Source organism: Zymobacter palmae (assembly GCF_003610015.1).
GTDB classification, from domain to species: domain Bacteria; phylum Pseudomonadota; class Gammaproteobacteria; order Pseudomonadales; family Halomonadaceae; genus Zymobacter; species Zymobacter palmae.
Window position 1 is genome coordinate 1,882,139 of sequence record NZ_AP018933.1, and the last position, 17,502, is coordinate 1,899,640.

Annotated in this window: 16 protein-coding genes and 4 tRNA genes; 6 read left to right on the forward strand and 14 right to left on the reverse strand. The window is 56.0% G+C overall.

The features are described 5' to 3' along the window. Window positions 1-3: 3 nt before the first annotated feature. Complete coding sequence (locus ZBT109_RS08465) at window positions 4-648, reverse strand: MBL fold metallo-hydrolase (RefSeq protein ID WP_027705995.1); 645 nt, start codon at window positions 646-648, stop codon at window positions 4-6. 323 nt (window positions 649-971) lie between these two features. On the opposite strand from ZBT109_RS08465, the gene ZBT109_RS08470 reads away from it, so the two are divergent. From ZBT109_RS08470 to ZBT109_RS13860, 4 genes are all read left to right on the forward strand, one after another. Then, window positions 972-1,454, forward strand: a complete 483-nt coding sequence (locus ZBT109_RS08470) for an FKBP-type peptidyl-prolyl cis-trans isomerase (RefSeq protein WP_027705996.1) — start codon at window positions 972-974, stop codon at window positions 1,452-1,454. Between the two features lie 603 nt (window positions 1,455-2,057). After that, window positions 2,058-2,492, forward strand: coding sequence for a deaminase (locus tag ZBT109_RS08475; RefSeq protein ID WP_169734022.1), 435 nt, complete (start codon window positions 2,058-2,060; stop codon window positions 2,490-2,492). 412 nt (window positions 2,493-2,904) lie between these two features. Next, the gene (locus ZBT109_RS08480) at window positions 2,905-3,636 is read left to right on the forward strand and encodes a ComF family protein (protein WP_084261905.1); all 732 of its coding nucleotides are present in this window, start codon (window positions 2,905-2,907) and stop codon (window positions 3,634-3,636) included. A 45-nt stretch (window positions 3,637-3,681) separates the two neighbouring features. Beyond that, window positions 3,682-4,014, forward strand: a complete 333-nt coding sequence (locus ZBT109_RS13860) for a hypothetical protein (RefSeq protein WP_170144702.1) — start codon at window positions 3,682-3,684, stop codon at window positions 4,012-4,014. Window positions 4,015-4,018: 4 nt separating this feature from the next. Here the strand turns inward: ZBT109_RS13860 and ZBT109_RS08490 are convergent, their stop codons facing one another. From ZBT109_RS08490 to dapA, 3 genes are read right to left on the reverse strand one after another with little or no spacing between them, the layout of a single operon-like run. Further along, a complete protein-coding gene (locus ZBT109_RS08490) occupies window positions 4,019-4,804 on the reverse strand; it encodes an MBL fold metallo-hydrolase (RefSeq protein WP_027705999.1) in 786 nt (261 codons plus the stop codon). After that, a complete protein-coding gene (locus ZBT109_RS08495; protein ID WP_027706000.1) occupies window positions 4,791-5,066 on the reverse strand; it encodes a hypothetical protein in 276 nt (91 codons plus the stop codon). Before ZBT109_RS08495 ends, ZBT109_RS08490 begins: the two co-directional genes overlap by 14 nt. After that, window positions 5,067-5,942 (reverse strand): 4-hydroxy-tetrahydrodipicolinate synthase, encoded by an 876-nt coding sequence (gene dapA / locus ZBT109_RS08500; protein ID WP_027706001.1) that lies wholly within the window; start codon window positions 5,940-5,942, stop codon window positions 5,067-5,069. 271 nt (window positions 5,943-6,213) lie between these two features. Between dapA and ZBT109_RS08505 the strand changes: the two genes are divergently transcribed. Together ZBT109_RS08505 and ZBT109_RS08510 are read left to right on the forward strand one after the other, a co-directional pair. Further along, window positions 6,214-6,687 (forward strand): peroxiredoxin, encoded by a 474-nt coding sequence (locus ZBT109_RS08505; protein WP_027706002.1) that lies wholly within the window; start codon window positions 6,214-6,216, stop codon window positions 6,685-6,687. Window positions 6,688-6,700: 13 nt separating this feature from the next. Continuing rightward, window positions 6,701-8,149, forward strand: coding sequence for a M48 family metalloprotease (locus tag ZBT109_RS08510; protein ID WP_038279303.1), 1,449 nt, complete (start codon window positions 6,701-6,703; stop codon window positions 8,147-8,149). A gap of 222 nt (window positions 8,150-8,371) precedes the next feature. Here ZBT109_RS08510 and ZBT109_RS08515 read toward each other — a convergent pair whose 3' ends face one another. The 10 genes from ZBT109_RS08515 to ZBT109_RS08560 form a co-directional block, all read right to left on the reverse strand. Further along, window positions 8,372-10,192 (reverse strand): peptidylprolyl isomerase, encoded by a 1,821-nt coding sequence (locus ZBT109_RS08515; protein WP_027706004.1) that lies wholly within the window; start codon window positions 10,190-10,192, stop codon window positions 8,372-8,374. 367 nt (window positions 10,193-10,559) lie between these two features. Next, window positions 10,560-10,832 carry an HU family DNA-binding protein gene (locus ZBT109_RS08520; protein ID WP_027706005.1) on the reverse strand — a complete coding sequence of 91 codons (273 nt, stop codon included), beginning with the start codon at window positions 10,830-10,832 and terminating at the stop codon, window positions 10,560-10,562. 180 nt (window positions 10,833-11,012) lie between these two features. Then, entirely contained in the window at window positions 11,013-13,415 is a 2,403-nt protein-coding gene (gene lon, locus ZBT109_RS08525) for an endopeptidase La (RefSeq protein WP_027706006.1), read from the reverse strand. 516 nt (window positions 13,416-13,931) lie between these two features. Then, window positions 13,932-14,007: transfer RNA gene (locus tag ZBT109_RS08530), tRNA-Lys, on the reverse strand. Window positions 14,008-14,046: 39 nt separating this feature from the next. Further along, a tRNA-Lys gene (locus tag ZBT109_RS08535) sits at window positions 14,047-14,122 on the reverse strand. A gap of 47 nt (window positions 14,123-14,169) precedes the next feature. Then, window positions 14,170-14,245 (reverse strand) — tRNA-Lys (locus ZBT109_RS08540). Between the two features lie 62 nt (window positions 14,246-14,307). Continuing rightward, window positions 14,308-14,383 (reverse strand) — tRNA-Lys (locus ZBT109_RS08545). 228 nt (window positions 14,384-14,611) lie between these two features. After that, on the reverse strand, window positions 14,612-15,616 hold the full coding sequence (gene rluB / locus ZBT109_RS08550; protein ID WP_027706007.1) for a 23S rRNA pseudouridine(2605) synthase RluB: 1,005 nt from the start codon (window positions 15,614-15,616) through the stop codon (window positions 14,612-14,614). Next, window positions 15,609-16,541: an SMC-Scp complex subunit ScpB gene (gene scpB / locus ZBT109_RS08555; RefSeq protein ID WP_084261906.1), complete on the reverse strand. Its 933-nt coding sequence runs from the start codon at window positions 16,539-16,541 to the stop codon at window positions 15,609-15,611. The genes rluB and scpB overlap by 8 nt, the downstream gene beginning before the upstream one ends. Window positions 16,542-16,556: 15 nt before the next feature. After that, on the reverse strand, window positions 16,557-17,489 hold the full coding sequence (locus ZBT109_RS08560; RefSeq protein WP_027706008.1) for a segregation and condensation protein A: 933 nt from the start codon (window positions 17,487-17,489) through the stop codon (window positions 16,557-16,559). Window positions 17,490-17,502: the final 13 nt, after the last annotated feature.

Here is a 17,502-nt window from a genome sequence, read left to right on the forward strand (position 1 = left end):
CCGTTAGAACGGGCGCGCATCCACGCCAACAAACGGGTTATGTAGCCGCTCATGGCCCAATGTCGTAGGTTCGCCGTGCCCCGACAGTACCCGCATATCATCCCCCAGCGGCCACAGACGTCGAATCGACGCTAGCAGCTGTTCAGCATTGCCACCGGGCAAGTCCGTGCGTCCAATACTGTGCTGGAACAGCACGTCGCCAGCCAGCATGCAGCGCGCTTCTCGGTTGATGAACACCACGTGCCCCGGAGCATGGCCCGGGCAGTGCATCACGTCAAACGACAGTCGGCCTAGCGCCAGCGTATCGCCTTCCTCCAGCCAACGCGTCGGCACATAGGTTTCAGGCACTGGCAAGCCAAACATCGCGGCTGCTTGAGGTAGTCCATCAATCAGGACCTGATCGTCACGATGAGAACCAATGACGGGGATATCAAGGAGGCGCTGAAGTGCTGCAACGCCACCGACATGATCTAAATGCGCGTGTGTGATCCATATCTGGGTAGGCGTTACCTTCAGGGACTGCACGACAGACAGAATGCGCTCGACATCGCCACCGGGATCGACAATGGCCGCCTCTCGCGTGTTTGAGCAATAGACGATTCGGCAGTTTTGCATGAACGGTGTCACAGGAACGGTTTCGTATTTCATGGCACAGCCTTCTCAGCAACGGGTTGTCAGTAACAAATAAAAGACACACTGCCTGAGCGCGTCCCACCATACAACACCCCCAATATGGGTGACATACGGGAAGTGCCACGGCCAAGAGGGCACTACGAACAAGAGCGATCGCATAGCAGGACGTGTGTCATAGTGGCTTTCACACAAAAAAGCCGCTTACTCCCCTTGAAATCGACGGGTATGATGCCCACTCTCTTATACAAGCGGCATTAGCCGCCATCATGCAGAAACGCCGCGCACGGACAGCATCACGCCGTCGCGACCATGCACTTACCGCTATATAGGCTTTTATCATGCAGATTGCCCAGAACTCAGTCGTCGCTTTCCATTACAAGCTCACCAACGATGCTGGAGAAGTAGTGGATAGCTCCGAAGGCCGTGAGCCGCTGACGTACATCCACGGCGCGGGCAACATCATTCCGGGTCTGGAAAAGCAGCTGGAAGGCCACAAAGCTGGTGATTCACTGACAGCTCACGTCGAAGCCGCCGAAGCATACGGTGAAAAGAACCCGCAGATGATCCAGCAGGTTCCGGCCGCAGCATTCCAGGGCGTTGAAAACGTCGAACCGGGCATGCAGTTCCAGGCACAGACCGAACAGGGCCCGCTGCTGGTTACCGTCGTTGACGTTGAAGGCGACACCGTCACCGTTGACGGCAACCACCCGCTGGCAGGCCAAGCACTGCACTTCGACGTTACCGTTGACTCCGTTCGTGAAGCGTCCGAAGAAGAACTGGCACACGGTCACGTTCACGGCGCAGGTGGCGTACACCACTAAGCTTCACGCTTAGCACGGTACGAATAGGCCCCGCTGGCTTAAAAGTCAGCGGGGCCTATTGCGTTTGTACGCTCATTCAGGCTGAATACAAAGCCCGTGAAATTCACATGGGTAAACAAAATAAAGTCGAAACGTATCGGTAATATATACATTAACCGATATGTCATCGTTCTCAACGCTAACTCGGCAATATAAGCCTGCCGGGTCAATACGTTGCCACACGTTTAACCCCACTGTTCTACCGTGCAGTAAATACCCACCGTGAGATAACCGCTATATCAACCACTGAAAGACCTTATCACGGTGCAAGCGGCGGTAGTAGCTACGCCTTGCGCTGGTAATCGAAAGATAATGGCGCGCGACTAATGCAGTCTCTACGCTATAAGTAGTTGTGCCTGAAGTTAATACCGGCATGAGCAAACAGCTATTTACATTCAGGCAATAAGATGGCTTTATGCACACCTGCACAAAGGGTCAGTAAAATTTCGACCCAAACATTTTGGATAATTTATCAGGAATACCTACAATTACTGTCAATAATTACCTCAAGAAGATGCCTGTCGCCTCTTTCTTCATATTCAGCAAGCGATCCGGATGACTGTAATGAATAAGCGATACGATCCGATCTTGGCCCTGTTTAGAAATTCAAGGGCGCTTGCCCCTGTCTCGTCCGCTTCCAAGGGAGCCCTTCTCGAAAGCCATTCGGGAGAAACATTTCATGGCTTTCATGAAGCAGCTCTCAGCCGGGCATCAGCACCGCCGCCTTCGCCACACAAGCGGCATCATCACGACCATGCTGCTGTCAACGTACTGCACAAAGCCGGAGAACACTGTCAGGGCGCCACGCTCTACATGACGTCGCCCCCGTGTCTGGAATGCAGTCAAGCGATCCTTGACGCGGGCGTACGCCGTGTCGTGCACCCCGATCACTATGGTGACCAGCCTGATTATGAATCCTGCGAACAGGGCAATTTGCTTCTCGGACTGAACGGCGTCGAAGTCGAACTTTGGACACCCGACCGATACGCTATGAACTAGCCGCTGTACCACACGCTGTTCTTTGCGCTACACACCGCAGGATATCCTTATACTGTGTTCTACTTTTTGAAGGTCAACGCCTCTATCGAGAGAGGAATACAGTTTCTTTCACCAATGAAAGAAATTCTGATTTGCGTCAGTGAAAGTTAGCCTTCAAAATGCGTACGTACCTTGAGCCGTCAACTCAGGTACGTAGCAATTTCGTGTCAAGTTATTTACCCTTGGACCCGCCTTACCCTGCGGGTCTTTTCTTTTTTAAAGCTTATCTGTACTGATCTTATTCGTGCCACTTCCGAGTTGACGACCACTAGCGCATTTTCTTCACTAATTTTTTACGTTTTTTTCCTGCCCCATTCAAAGCACCTATCCCGCTGTCGTCTAAGAGAAAGCCATTCTCCGTGGAGCCACCACTGTGAGCTTTCATTCTTTTATTGCTGAACTGCAACGATGGCTGATGCGCCTCATGCCTGGGCACTGTCCGCTGTGCCAGTGCCCTACCTTGCATACCAGCGGCTACTGTGCGGCCTGCATACATGCCCTGCCCCGTAATCGGCCGTGCTGCTACAGCTGTGCGCTGCCACTCTCATCTGTTGAGGAAGGCCTATGCTGCGCCCGCTGCCTGCGTCGTCCCCGCTTTCATCACGCGACCGCACCTCTTCTGTATACAGGAGATACGCCGGCATTAGTGCACTCCTTTAAGTTTCATGCCGCATTACCAGCCGCGTTCCTACTAGCCGAGCTGATGGGAAAAGCTTTTCATCCACCGCAAAAGGCATGGCTGCTTACTGTTCCACAGCACCCTCATCGTGCTCGCCAGCGCGGATTTGATCACATCGACTGGCTGGCCACACTGTGCCCTTCGACTCGCCGCATGCCCCGCATAACCGCTCATCGCCGCTATGACACACCGCCACTGCGCCACCTTGACCGGCGCCAGCGCTTGAAACTGATGAAGGATGCTTTTTCCATCGAAACCGATGTAACAGGAAAACATATCGTACTGCTGGATGATGTCATGACCACAGGCGCCACACTCAATGCGCTAGCTACCCTCTGCCGACAGCAAGGTGCCAGACGCGTAGAAGCGCTCGCTATTGCCCGCACGCCACTCTCCGCATGGCGTGAACTGCACACCGCGAGCTGACAGAAAACGCAACCATGGTGGCAGGTGGCAGGTGGCAGGTGGCAGGTGGCAGGTGGCAGGTGGCAGGTGGCAGGTGGCAGAAAGCAGAAAGCAGAAAGCAGAAAGCAGAAAGCAGAAAGCAGAAAGCAGAAAGCAGAAAGCAGAAAGCAGAAAGCAAAAAGCAAAAAGCAAAAAGCAAAAAGCAAAAAGCAAAAAGCAGAAAGCAGAAAGCAGAAAGCAAAAAGCAAAAAGCAAAAAGCAAAAAGCAAAAAGCAAAAAGCAAAAATGATACGGCGCGATAAGCGAGGGGAGTCAATTCAACACAGCAAAGCTGGAAAACGGCAAGAAGGATGGCGGCTATGTCATATGATCACTATCGCCGCCATAACCGTTCAGTGAGCAATCAGCTCAACGTCTGCCACTCGATACCATGCGTCTGCGTCGAGATATGCAGCCGCTCTTCTGCACCGTCCAGCAACGGACGCAACGCATCGAACGCTAGCTCAGGCAGGTTGTTCTTGTCCGACAGATGGGAAGCCACGATATGCTGGAGCCTATCGGTTCCCCAGAACGCCAACAGTTCCTTGGCTTGGGTATTGGCTAAGTGGCCCCAGTCGCCACCCACACGGCGCTTCAGCACAAAGGGATATGGCCCTTCAGCCAGCATGCGCAGGTCGTGGTTGCATTCAAGAAAAAGCGCATCGCAGCCCGTAAAGCGCTGACGAATATGAGGTGTGACGTGACCGAGGTCGGTCAGCAGGCCAATGCGGTGCTGTCCTGCGGTCACGACAAACTGAACGGGCTCACGTGCATCGTGCGGCACCGTCACGGGGTCGATATCCAGATCAGCAATCGAAAACGGTTTCTCGGGCACAATGAAGCGGTAATCGCTGATGGGCTCCAGCTTGCCGCCCAGCCACGTACCTGCCGTACCGTATACGGGAATGTCATATCGGCGCGCCAGTGACTTGACGCCCCGGATATGATCACCATGCTCATGCGTCAGCAGGATGGCATCCAGCGCGTCGGGGGCGATACCCAGCCGTGCCATGCGCGCCGTCGCGTCGCGTATGCCCAACCCGCAGTCCACCATGATCAGCGCTTCACGGGAAGCGATTAGCGTTGCATTGCCTTTGCTACCGCTTCCCAATGATGCGATGCGTGTTACCGTTGTATCACTTAGCGACATTGTCTGTGCCGGTCAACCCCTGTGGACGCGGAACTTCAAAGTGCCCTTGCGGTGCTTGGAACGTCGTATTGACGGCCGGCACAGGCATTGCGTCATGGTAATTGAAGTTGTTGCGCGTCGCTGGCAGTTCCAGCGGTGCCGTCAGTTCGGCATTGACGTATTCGGTGTTACGGTCGTGGTAGTAACCACCACCGCGGCAACCCGTCAGTGCCGCAACCATCGCCAGCGCAGCAAGTCCCCATGTCATCCGTGACAGTTTCATTTAAAGCACCTCAGCCTGCTGCATGGAACCGATGACGGTCGCGTGGTATTTCTCAGACAGCGGTGTCAGCGGCAGGCGGATGCCTTCCTTCGCCAGCCCCATTTGCTGCAGCGCCCATTTAACCGGAATCGGGTTAGCTTCGACGCCCATCGCGTTGTGCAGCGACATCAGGCGCGCATTAATCTGATGCGCGCGTTCGCGATCACCGGCCAGCGCAGCTTCACACAGCGCATGCATGGCGTTAGGCGCCACGTTGGTAGAGACCGAAATAACACCGTGACCACCGGCCAGCATGAAATCACAGGCCGTCGAGTCATCACCCGAGTACAGCGCGAAATCGCGACCCTTGAGCACGTCGAACAGTTCCTGATCACGCTCCAGATCACCTGTAGCTTCCTTCAGACCGACGATATTATCGAGCTCGGCCAAGCGGAAGATAGTGTCGTTGAACAGGTCGACGCCCGTGCGTGTCGGTACGTTGTACATGATGACCGGCAGACCGACTTCAGCGATGGCTTTGAAGTGCTGGTACAGCCCTTCCTGAGAAGGACGGTTGTAGTACGGCGTGACCGACAGGCAGCAATCCGCACCCGCTTCCTTGGCCCAGCGCGTCAGATTGACGGCTTCCCAGGTAGCGTTGGCGCCCGTGCCCGCGATGACCGGTACTCGACCGTTCACTTCGTCAATGACCGTACGAATAACGTCAAAGTGCTCTTCCACGGTCATGGTGGAGGGCTCACCGGTGGTTCCTGCCGCGACGATACCGTCAGTGCCATTTTCCAGATGGAAATTTACCAGACGACGCAGAGCAGGCCAGTCTATGTCGCCATTGGGCATCATGGGGGTCGCCAATGCAACGATACTACCTGTGATCATTCGAAAAGCTCCTTAAGCTGCCCGGCATGCACTACCGGCCTGTTATCGTTCTCTCTATCTTACCGGTTTTCGATCGCTCGTCGGAGGAAACCTTGCCATCAATGGGCACAAAGGCGGCGACTACGACTATCCAGCACGTCCGGTATACTGATACGAATGGTACTGATACGACAGGTTGCTGTACAGGCTGGTGAAGCAAGGCCATCGCATCCTGACAAGCGTTACCAAATGAAATAGGCTTGCCACTACACAAACTATGACAGGTTTATCCATGACACTCTCCATTGGCGACAAGATTCCCTCCTTCAGTGCCGACATGACCGGCGGTCAGCGCTTCGACCTTCAAGAGCATCAGGGCACGCAGATCGTGCTCTATTTCTACCCCAAGGATAGTACGCCAGGCTGCACCACCGAAGGCCTCGATTTCTCACGGCTCAATGCCGAGTTCGCCGCCGCCAATACCCGCGTCTTTGGCATATCCCGCGATAGCCTGCGCAAGCACGAGAACTTCAAGACCAAGCAGTGCTTCCCTTTCGATCTAATTAGCGATCCCGATGAAACACTCTGCCGCCTCTTCGATGTGATTCGGCTTAAGAAGCTCTATGGCAAGGAATACGAAGGCATTGAACGCAGCACGTTTCTGATTGATGCACAGGGGCAACTGATTCAAGAATGGCGCAAAGTAAAAGTCGCGGGTCACGCGGAAGCCGTGCTGGCCGCAGCACAGGAGTGCCACCAACGCTAAGGGAACACATCGCATGACGATTCGGGGTAAATGTGCCTCATGGCTACTGGTCGGCGCGCTGCTGCCCACCGTGGCGACCGCCAGCCTTCCCGGAGACTACCGCCTGCCTGCATTGGGAGGTGGGTATTCTTCCTATGCCAACCAGCAGGAGATCCGGCTCGGCCGGGCGTGGGCCAGACGCTTCAGGCACTATGTGACCGAATGGCAGGACCCCATCACCCAGCGCTATATCGAGCAGCTGGTCGCTCGGCTTCTGCCCTATGCACAGGTGGAAGGCATCCGTCCTCTGGTCCTGCTTGTCGAAGACGATCAGCTCAATGCTTTTGCGGTACCGGGTGGGGTTATCGGCGTCAACGGTGGACTGTTTCTGGAGGCTCCCGATCAGGACATGCTGGCGTCCGTGCTAGCTCATGAGCTGGGACACCTTGCCCAGCATCACTATGCGCGCCAGCAGGATCAAGCCGATCGGGAAATGCTGCCAACACTCGCAGGGTTGCTGGCAGGAGTCGTTATGGCGGCACGCGGTAGCGGCGATGCGGGTATCGCCACGATGGCGGGTAGCCAAGCACTGTTTATCGGCCGTCAGTTGGCTTACTCTCGCCAGTACGAACAGGAAGCGGATCGCGTAGGCCTAACCGCTCTTGCCAAGGCAGGTATGGACCCACAGGCCATGCCACGCATGTTCGATATGCTATTGCGTCAGAGCAGCCTGCAGGGCGATACGCCCCCTGAATTTCTGATGACGCACCCACTGACCGCATCACGCGTGAGCGATACCCGCCTCCGTGCCGCGCAATACCCCGTAGTCACGATATCGCGAAGCCTTGAATACGATATGGTACGCGCCCGGGCCATGCTGCATTTCTTCCCGGATGATCCCGCCTTACTACGCACCAAGCTACAACAGGACAAGGCGTTGCCGGATGCCCTGCGCTATCTCGACGCCCTCCTACTCGCTCGGCAGCACCGCACTCAAGAAGCGCTTCAACAACTGGACGCCCTCGCGCACCAGCACGACGCACTGCTGCTAATCCACGCATCTGCCGCAGACATTGCCCTGCAAGCCAACCAGCCTACCGAGGCCTTCAATCGTGCACGCCTGATCCTGCGCCGCGTGCCCGACTATACGCCCGCGCAGCTGACGGCCATTCGAGCAGATTTGCGCTTCGATGCCAACGATGCCTACCAACGTGCTATACAGCTGACTCAGCAGCAGCCTGAGAATGCTGACGCGTGGCAACTACTGGCGCAAGCTGCCCACGCCAGTGGCCATGAGGACATCAGCCAGCGCGCCATGATTGAGTACCGGCAGCTGACAGGCGATCTGCGTGGCGCGCTGGCCCTCTATGATCGTCTGGAGCGAGCAGCAAAAGACCGGCACGACGAAGCTGCACTGGACACCCTGTCGGCCATCAAGGCTCGGCTGGATGACTACGTGCGCGACGATATGGACGCGTTCTGATTGCACCACTGCTATGCCTACGCCTCAAACACCACCCGCTGTCACGTTTGAGGCTGGCACCGGTATCCACCCGCCAGTAGGCCTACAATTGCAACAAATGGCGCTCAATCGTCTCCCCATGCCATTCTTTTCATATCCCTTCAACGCAAAGCGCCCGCTCTCCAATGAAAGCGGGCGCTTCGTCATGCTAGGCCTGTTAGCGTTAGTCGGTAGTGTCAGGCCTTACTCTTCTATTTTTGCCTGATGCTGCAACTGCTCGACAAGACCACCGAGCACGGCACGACTGTTCGCATTATCCAGCTCTTTGCCGAGTCGCTCATCCAAGCTTGCGCTAGTATCAACGCTGGTTTTCTGCAGCATGATGATAACGCCGCGCTCGCCGTTACCCAGCGAACGGAAAGCGTACTGCGGCTGATCACCGTTCGGACGCGTGACAGTGAAGGCGGCGGCAAGAACTGCTGGCTCAACGTCAACGCTGCTGCGACCGGCATCACGTACTTGACTCCAGCCATCCACGCTACCATTACCCTGCTGGAGTTGCTGTGCCAGCTGGCGACCACGTGCATCAATGGCCTGCGCCACTTTCTGCTGCTCGACACGTGCGCGCACCTGATCTCGAACTTCATCGAAGTTCAGCTGCTGAGCAGCACGCGATTCGATAACATGCAACACCATGGTGCGATGATCATCAAGGCGAATGACCTGGCTGTTATAGCCTTTGTCCTTGACGCTCGGATCGAAGGCTTCCGCCATGACCTTGGGATTATCGAACGGCTTGCGATCCGCCTGCGCTGCCCAATCGGAGGTCTGCATCGGAACACCCAACGCTTTGGCAACGGCATTGAAGTCGTCGCTTTCATCGACCAGATCACCCAGCTTGCGCACCGCTTTGTCATACGGTCCGTCAGACTGCTGTTGGCGCAGCTCGCTGGTCAACTCCGCTTTCATACTGTCGAAGCTGCCGACATCCAGTCCTGTCACCTGCACCAGATGCACAGCACCGTCCAGCACGAACGGTTTAGAGCGCTGCCCAGCTTTGAGCGGTTGTACCTGACGATAGAAGTCGTTACCGAAGCTATCAGCATCGACAGAGCCAAGATCACCGCCACGCGACGCAGACGCCGAGTCATCGGAATAGCGACGCGCCACGGATGCAAAAGATTCACCCTGGTCGAGGCGCTGCTGCGCTTCAGCCATACGTGCGCGTGCAGCCGCTTCATCACGCGTACTGCTGATAGTGATGATGATATCGGAAACACGCGGATGAGCCGCCGCCAGTCGGCGTTCGTATGCCTGACGCAGTACAGCATCGTCAACCGGCGCTGACGCCGACATGGCATCGCGATCAAGCAGTACGTAGTTAAAACGCACCTGCTCCGGACGCATGAACGCGGCCTTGTTGGCATCGTAGTACTGCTGCATTTCCTGCTGGCTTACGTCCACGCCCTGGCCCAGCTCACGTGAAGACAGCACCTTATAGCGGAAGGTGCGCTTCTCCTGCTGCAATGCCAGCAAGCGCTGACGCTCGCTAGGTGTGCTCCAGACGGACGCTTTGGTAGCTTCTTCCAGCAGCTGGGACTGCATAAAGCGCTGTTGCATGTCCAGCAGCGCTTCCGGGCTGGCACCGTACTGGCGTGCCAATTGCTGCAGCTTGGCCCGCGCATCATCCATGTCCTTAGCTTGCAGCTGGAACGCCAGCGCCTGTAGCGCTTCATCAGAGGAAACGCGCAGACCGCCATTGTTCATGTACTGAGTCAGCAGCGTGGAAACCACGAGCTGCTGCTGCAATTCCTTGCGGGCGTCAGCTTCCATGCCTTCGGCAAGTTGCCCACTCGCTTTCAGCGATGCAATTTGCTTGTCGATGGAAGCACGCGACACGGCCTCGCCATTGATGTGAATGAGCGACTTGTCCTTGCTCGCCCCAAAACCGGTCAAATGGGAGAACAGGCTCTCTAGCCCGAAACTGCACAAGACCACCGCGATGCCCGCGACAACGACCTTGGCTGCCTTTCCCCTTGCGTGTTTCCGTATATCTTGCAGCATGCCGACCTCAGTGGTTCAGTGATTCATCCATGATGAAAGAAAGCGTAGTATACCTGCCAAGACACCTCAGCGGCCAGATAGTGCTTGTCAGCAAAAACGTTACATGCCTTCGCATCTCCCTCAGCGTTCATACACGCTCTGTCATAAGCGGCAATCCCGCTCCGCCAGCCATTTCCCCCATGCCTGATTCGAAGACAGACAAGCGGATCACATAGCTGAATTCTGTGATCGCGATACCTAGCCAAGGTTCACTACACCGCCTGGGGTGAGAAAAACCCAGCGATCAGCTAAAAGAAAAGGCGCACCCAAGAAGGTGCGCCTTTTCTTATCACATACAGCGAACAATGGCTGCCCGCTGCAGCAACGATCAGTTGACCGCGTCTTTCAGTGCCTTACCGGCTTTGAAGCCAGGCACTTTGGCAGCAGCGATATTGATCGGTGCACCCGTCTGCGGGTTGCGGCCAGTACGAGCGGCACGTTCTTTAACGGAGAAAGTACCAAAACCGACCAGCGCCACAGAACCACCGTCTTTCAGAGTTTCAGTGACAGCATCAATCATCGCATCAAGGGCACGAGTAGCGGCCGCTTTAGGAATATCAGCGGAAGCTGCAATAGCTTCGATCAGTTCGGATTTGTTCACTCTTCACCCCTTGGGTTTACAGAATTGCCAGAAATTCGCGGTGACCATGAATTGAAGCGGCCTTCAGCGGTGCACATGTATAACAATGCTCCGGAATAGCGTCAACCGCCACCGCATGTGAATATGCACTGGCAGCAGGGACGATGCCTACATCCTCCCTGCAACCGTTGCGGACATGCCTCAATGAGTACTGACCACGTGAGCCGGTTCCTCACTGCCGCGATGTTGGGTATCCGGTGTATCTACGGCTTCATCGACCAATGCTACGTCCAGCACCTCGTCGATCCAGCGTACGGGTCGGATATCGAGTGCCTGCGTGATGGCGTCAGGAATTTCCTTGAGATCGCGCTGGTTTTCGCAGGGAACAAGCACGGTCTTTATACCACCCCGTCTGGCTGCCAGCAATTTCTCCTTTAGGCCACCTATCGGCATGACTTCACCACGCAGATTGATTTCACCTGTCATGGCCACATCACAGCGAACGGCACGGCCAGTATAGGCAGAGACCATGGCGGTTACCATGCCTATCCCTGCGCTCGGGCCGTCCTTCGGTGTCGCCCCTTCAGGAAGGTGGATATGGATATCTTCCTTCTCGAAGCGCTCAGGGTCGATTCCCAGCGATGCCGCCCGCGATTTAACCACGGTCCACGCCGCACTGACAGACTCTTTCATCACATCGCCCAGCGAACCGGTGCGATTGAGACGTCCCTTGCCTGGCGTTACGACAGCCTCCAGCGACAAGAGTTCTCCGCCGACGGATGTCCATGCCAGCCCCGTCACCCGACCAATCTGATCCGTCTTATCGGCAAGACCATAGCTATACTTTCGGACTCCGGCATAGCGCTCGATATCATCAGACGTCAGCTTCTGACCCTCTGCGGTCTGTCGCTGCTCTTCCTGTTCGAGACGCTCGCGCAGCACCTTGCGCGCTACCTTCGCGATCTGGCGCTCCAGTTCGCGCACACCGGCTTCACGCGTGTAATAGCGGATCAACTCCAGCAGCGCGCTGTCATCTAGCCCCAGCTCTGTATCGCGCAGCCCATTGGCCTTGAGCTGTTTCGGCAGCAAGTAGCGACGCGCAATGGCCAGCTTTTCGTCTTCGGTGTAGCCCGGCAACCGGATGATCTCCATGCGGTCGCGCAGCGGCCCAGGAATATTCATCGAGTTGGCCGTGCAGATGAACATCACGTCCGACAGATCGTAGTCCAACTCCAGATAGTGGTCATTGAACGTATTATTCTGTTCGGGATCAAGTACTTCCAGCAATGCAGAAGCAGGATCACCACGATGATCAGTGCCAATTTTGTCGATTTCGTCCAGCAGGAACAGTGGGTTCTTGACCCCAACCTTGCTCATGCGTTGGATCAGCTTACCGGGCAGCGCACCGATATAGGTGCGTCGATGACCGCGGATTTCAGACTCATCATGTACGCCCCCCAGTGCCAGACGCGTGTACTTGCGGCTGGTTGCACGGGCGATAGACTGCCCCAGTGAGGTCTTGCCCACCCCAGGAGGACCAACCAAGCACAGCACAGACCCTTTCGGTTTCTTGACGCGCTTCTGCACAGCAAGGTATTCAAGGATGCGTTCCTTGACTTCTTCAAGACCGTAGTGATCTTCATCAAGCACTTTGGCGGCATATGACAGATCGTGGCGTACGCGCGTGCGCTTCTTCCACGGCACCGACAGCAGCCAGTCCAAGTAGCTGCGCACCACGGTAGCCTCGGCCGACGTGGGCGCCATCATCTGCAACTTGTTCAGCTCCTGACGAGCTTTGTCCAGTGCATCCTGAGGCAGCTCGGCGTCATCAATCTTCTGCTCGTACTGCTCGATTTCCGTCGATGCACTATCCAGCTCACCCATTTCTTTCTGGATGGCCTTCATCTGCTCGTTCAGATAGTACTCGCGCTGTGACTTCTCCATCTGTTCCTTGACGCGATTGCGGATGCGTTTCTCGACCTGCATCAGGTCGATCTCCGCTTCGATCAGCGCCATCAGATGTTCGATGCGATCACGCACGCGATTGAATTCAAGCAGTGCCTGCTTGTCTTCGATGCTCAGCGACATGTGCGCGCAGATGCTGTCCACCAGACGCACGGGGTCGTCGATATCGTTCAGCGTGCCCATCACTTCCTTAGGCACCTTACGCGACAGCTTGACGTACTGTTCGAACTGGCTCAGTAGCACGCGCGTCAAGGCATCCTGCTCGCGCTCGGTCAGTGTTTCCGTTTCGCGCGGGCTGACCAACGCTGTAGCGAACTCGCCGCTGTCGTCGATCGACTCGACTGTCGCACGGGTGCGGCCTTCAACCAGTACCTTGACCGTGCCGTCAGGCAGCTTAAGCAGCTGCATGATCTCTGCCACCGTACCTACTTCGAACAGATCCTGCTGAGCGGGTGCATCATCGCCAGGATTGCGCTGAGCCAACAACAGGACCTGCTTATCCCCTTCCATTGCCGCTTCGAGCGCCTGAATGGAAGATTTACGTCCGACAAACAGAGGGATCACCATCTGCGGATACACCACAACGTCCCGCAACGGGAGAAGCGGTATTCGTTTCGCTTGTTCGGGAGAATGTGTCATCGCAGACAGTCCTCGACAAAAGGTGAAACAAGCCACTCGTCAGAACAGTATCTGACAGGGTGGCTATAGCAATTATGGTGATCAATGAGGGCTAGTGGGTCAGATTGCAACACCCTCATGATATCTGGCAGCACCTTCAACGCCCCACGGTCGGCCTGAGAAAGGCCGCGAACTGCCCCGCCTTGCACTCATGACCTACCGTGGACAACGGAAAAAAGAGCCTGTTCAGCCGGCATATGCCACACCATGACGGTCTGGCCTGCCCCATGTCACTCATGCATTAAAGAGTGTAGCCCTCCACAATGCAGCGCCAGTCAATTATTTGCTGGCATATGATGAGGACTCATAGTGACTGAAGAAAAGAACCGTACAGGAGACATGACTCAGAAGTAGTGCTGTATACGCCTGAGCAAACAGCAGGTACCGTCGCCACCATTGAGCGCTTTATTCGTCAATGTTTCAACGGCATACATACAAAAAACAAGACCCTCCAAGTAGGAGGGTCTTGTATATGTCTGGTGGGTCGTGTAGGGCTCGAACCTACGACCAATTGGTTAAAAGCCAACTGCTCTACCAACTGAGCTAACGACCCATAACTAAACGGCTTTGCCGTTACATCAGATTTGCTGGGTGGTGGGTCGTGTAGGATTCGAACCTACGACCAATTGGTTAAAAGCCAACTGCTCTACCAGCTGAGCTAACGACCCGCAGCAAAATACAGTCAACGATAAAATCATTCTTGTTTAATAAAGAATGGTGGGTCGTGTAGGATTCGAACCTACGACCAATTGGTTAAAAGCCAACTGCTCTACCAGCTGAGCTAACGACCCATATATCGACTGCTATCAGGGTTGGCATTCTACGCTCATTACCCTTGTAAAATCAAGGTTAATGGTGGGTCGTGTAGGATTCGAACCTACGACCAATTGGTTAAAAGCCAACTGCTCTACCAGCTGAGCTAACGACCCTTGCCTTGCCTGACGGAGCGAGATAATACGCATACTGGGCCCAACATGCAAGGCTTTGATATGAAGAGTTTCTTTTAAATGTGCCAGCATTCGCCAAGCGGGCTGCATTTTCCACGACTTACAGCGCCTACCTATTTTCACTGAAGACCGCTTCATTGCTGGAATACAGCCCGTTTCACATCGCTTATCCGATAAAAGAAAAGGCACCCGAAGGTGCCTTTACATTGCTTATCGCTGTGGCGCCCTGCCACGATTTGGGCCGGGACGACGCGCTGCGCCTTCAGGAGAGCGACGACGATCATCACGGCGTTCGGAGCGCTCACCGTCACGTCGGTCGCCTCGAGAAGGCCGAGAAGACGTGTATTCTTCGCCGCGGCCAGCATTACTGTTACGAAGACCACGTACAGGACGGCGCTTATTTTTGTCTCGGTTCCAGCGGTTCTTCTCATCTGGCGTCAGATCAGGTGCTCGACGCAGGGCCAGACCGGCCAGCGTCGACAACTCATCGATTTCATCCTGAGAAAGTTCGGTCCACTCCCCTGCCTTGGCGCGCTTGTCGAGGAAGATGTTGCCATAGCGGACGCGCTTCAGGCGGCTGACGGTCAGTCCTTGAGATTCCCACAGTCGGCGAACTTCGCGGTTGCGCCCTTCAAGGATGACGACGTGGAACCAGGTATTGATCCCTTCACCGCCGAATTCCTGCACGTCGGTGAAGTGCGCCATGCCGTCATCTAGCATCACGCCATCAACCATTGCCTTGATCTGCTCAATCTTCGGCTCACCCATGACACGTACGGCGTATTCACGCTCGATCTGGGTTGACGGGTGCATCAGGCGGTTGGCCAGCTCGCCATCAGTGGTGAACAGCAGCAGGCCGCTGGTGTTGATATCAAGACGCCCGATCGCAATCCAGCGCTCACCTTTCAGACGCGGCAAGCGATCGAATACGGTACGGCGACCTTCTGGGTCCTTACGCGTGCACAGCTCGCCTTCCGGCTTGTTGTACATGATCACGCGGCGCGGCGTTTCTTCACCAGCTTTGAGCGTGACGGGACGGCTATCGACATTCACTTGGGCGTTCATATCAACACGATCGCCCAGCTTGGCCACCTGACCATTAATAGTCACGCGCCCAGCGGCAATCACCGTTTCCATTTCGCGGCGCGAACCCAGTCCTATGCGCGCCAGTACTTTCTGTAATTTTTCGCCTGCAGCAGGAGTAGTGTTACTCATCGTTCAACGACCTCTCGTCGTGTTGGTGTATCAAGGCGACGCTGGAATCAGACTCCGCTGCTTCCGGCGTTTCCGGCCATTCATCATCCAGAGCCTCATTCGAGTGCTCTGAACCCTCATCGGTTGCGGCACGTCTTGCCGCCGCCGCGGCTTCCACGCGCGCATCGAGTCGCGCCTGAAGCGTTGAGAAATCAAGCGCTTCGCCTGCCAGCGGTGGCGGCACAAGCGCATCAATGTCGTTGTCGTCAGGTTCACTGGCAAAGGCGTCATCATCGCCTTCCGCCGCTGCATCCTCACTGTCGTGCGACAGCATGCCGTTCAATACGGCGTCGTTATGCTGCGCAGCGGTATCGCTGTCTTGGTCATCCAGCACCATTTGTGTACTGATGCCGAAACGCTCTTCGACCTCGTGCAACGGGGGCAGTTCATCCAGCGTCTGAAGGTTGAAATCGTCTAGAAAGCGACGCGTCGTGGCATAGACCGAAGGTCGCCCCGGCACATCCCGCTGACCAATCACACGAATCCATCCTCGGTCCAGCAGCGTGCGCATAATCGAGGCACTGACCGCGACCCCGCGCACCTCTTCGATATCACCTCGCGTGACCGGCTGACGATAGGCGATCAGCGCCAACGTTTCCATCAGCGCGCGCGAGTAACGCTGCGGGCGTTCTTCCCACAGACGAGACAACCAGGGCGCGAATGTCTTGTTGATCGCCAGCCGAAAACCCGACACCGAACTGTGCAGCGTCATCGCCGTGCCTTCCAGCCGGTGCTCCAGCGTCGTCAGGGCGGCCCGCAGCTCGCCACGGGAAGGCACCTGTCGTCCGTCAAAGAGCTGTTGCAGCGCCTCTAGATCCAGCGGGGCTTCGCTGGCCAGCAGCGCCGCTTCCACGATTGCATCCAAAGCGGGTGCAGCTGTCGTCATGGCATCATCATCTTACTATTGAAAGGTATCAGGTGGCGCCGCTTCGAAAGCGCTCTCTTCTTCGATCTCACGTTCGTCGTCCGCAAACGGCGATTCATCGCTGGCAGCGGTGCGCGCCCGAACGTGCAGCGGCGACAACGGTTCATTCTGTACGATCTCGATCAGACGCTCCTTGGCCAGCTCCAGCAGCGCCATAAACGTGACGACGACACCGGCACGCCCCTCTTCCAGCGTGAACAGCGCTTCGAACGGCGTGAACTGTTCCGATGAAAGCCGTGTCATGATCATTGTCATGCGCTCTCGTGTGGATAGCGCTTCCCGGGTGACCTGATGGCGTTCGTTCATTGAAGCGCGTGCCATCAACTGCCCAAATGCCGACAGCATCTCTTCCAGCGCCACTTCGGGATATACGACGCGAGGAGGAATTTCCGGCAGCGCAGGCTGCGGCGAAAACCAGTCGCGGCCGTAGCGCGGCAATTCATCCAGCGCGGCCGCCGACTGTTTGAGCTGCTCGTAGGCCTGCAGACGCTCGATAAGTTGCGCCGTTGGGTCGTCTTCACCCTCTTCATCATCATCGCTTTTCTGGCGCGGCAATAGGCTACGCGACTTGATCTCGGCCAGCATGGCCGCCATCAACAGATACTCAGCCGCTAGGTCGATACCACTGGCCTTCATCAATTCAACATAAGCAATGTACTGATGTGTCACGGCCGCCACGTTGATGGCCAGAATATCCAGATTATGGCGACGGATCAGATACAACAGTAAGTCGAGCGGTCCTTCGAACGTATCCAGAAACACACGCAGTGCTTCCGGCGGGATATACAGATCCTGAGGCAGCTCAATGACCGGCTTGCCTTCAATACGCGCAATAGCGGCGGGATCAGGTCGATCGGATAGCGCATTCGATGCCTCTTCTGCCGAGGTAGAAGGCATGGTTTCACTCATGGCGGGAGGACTC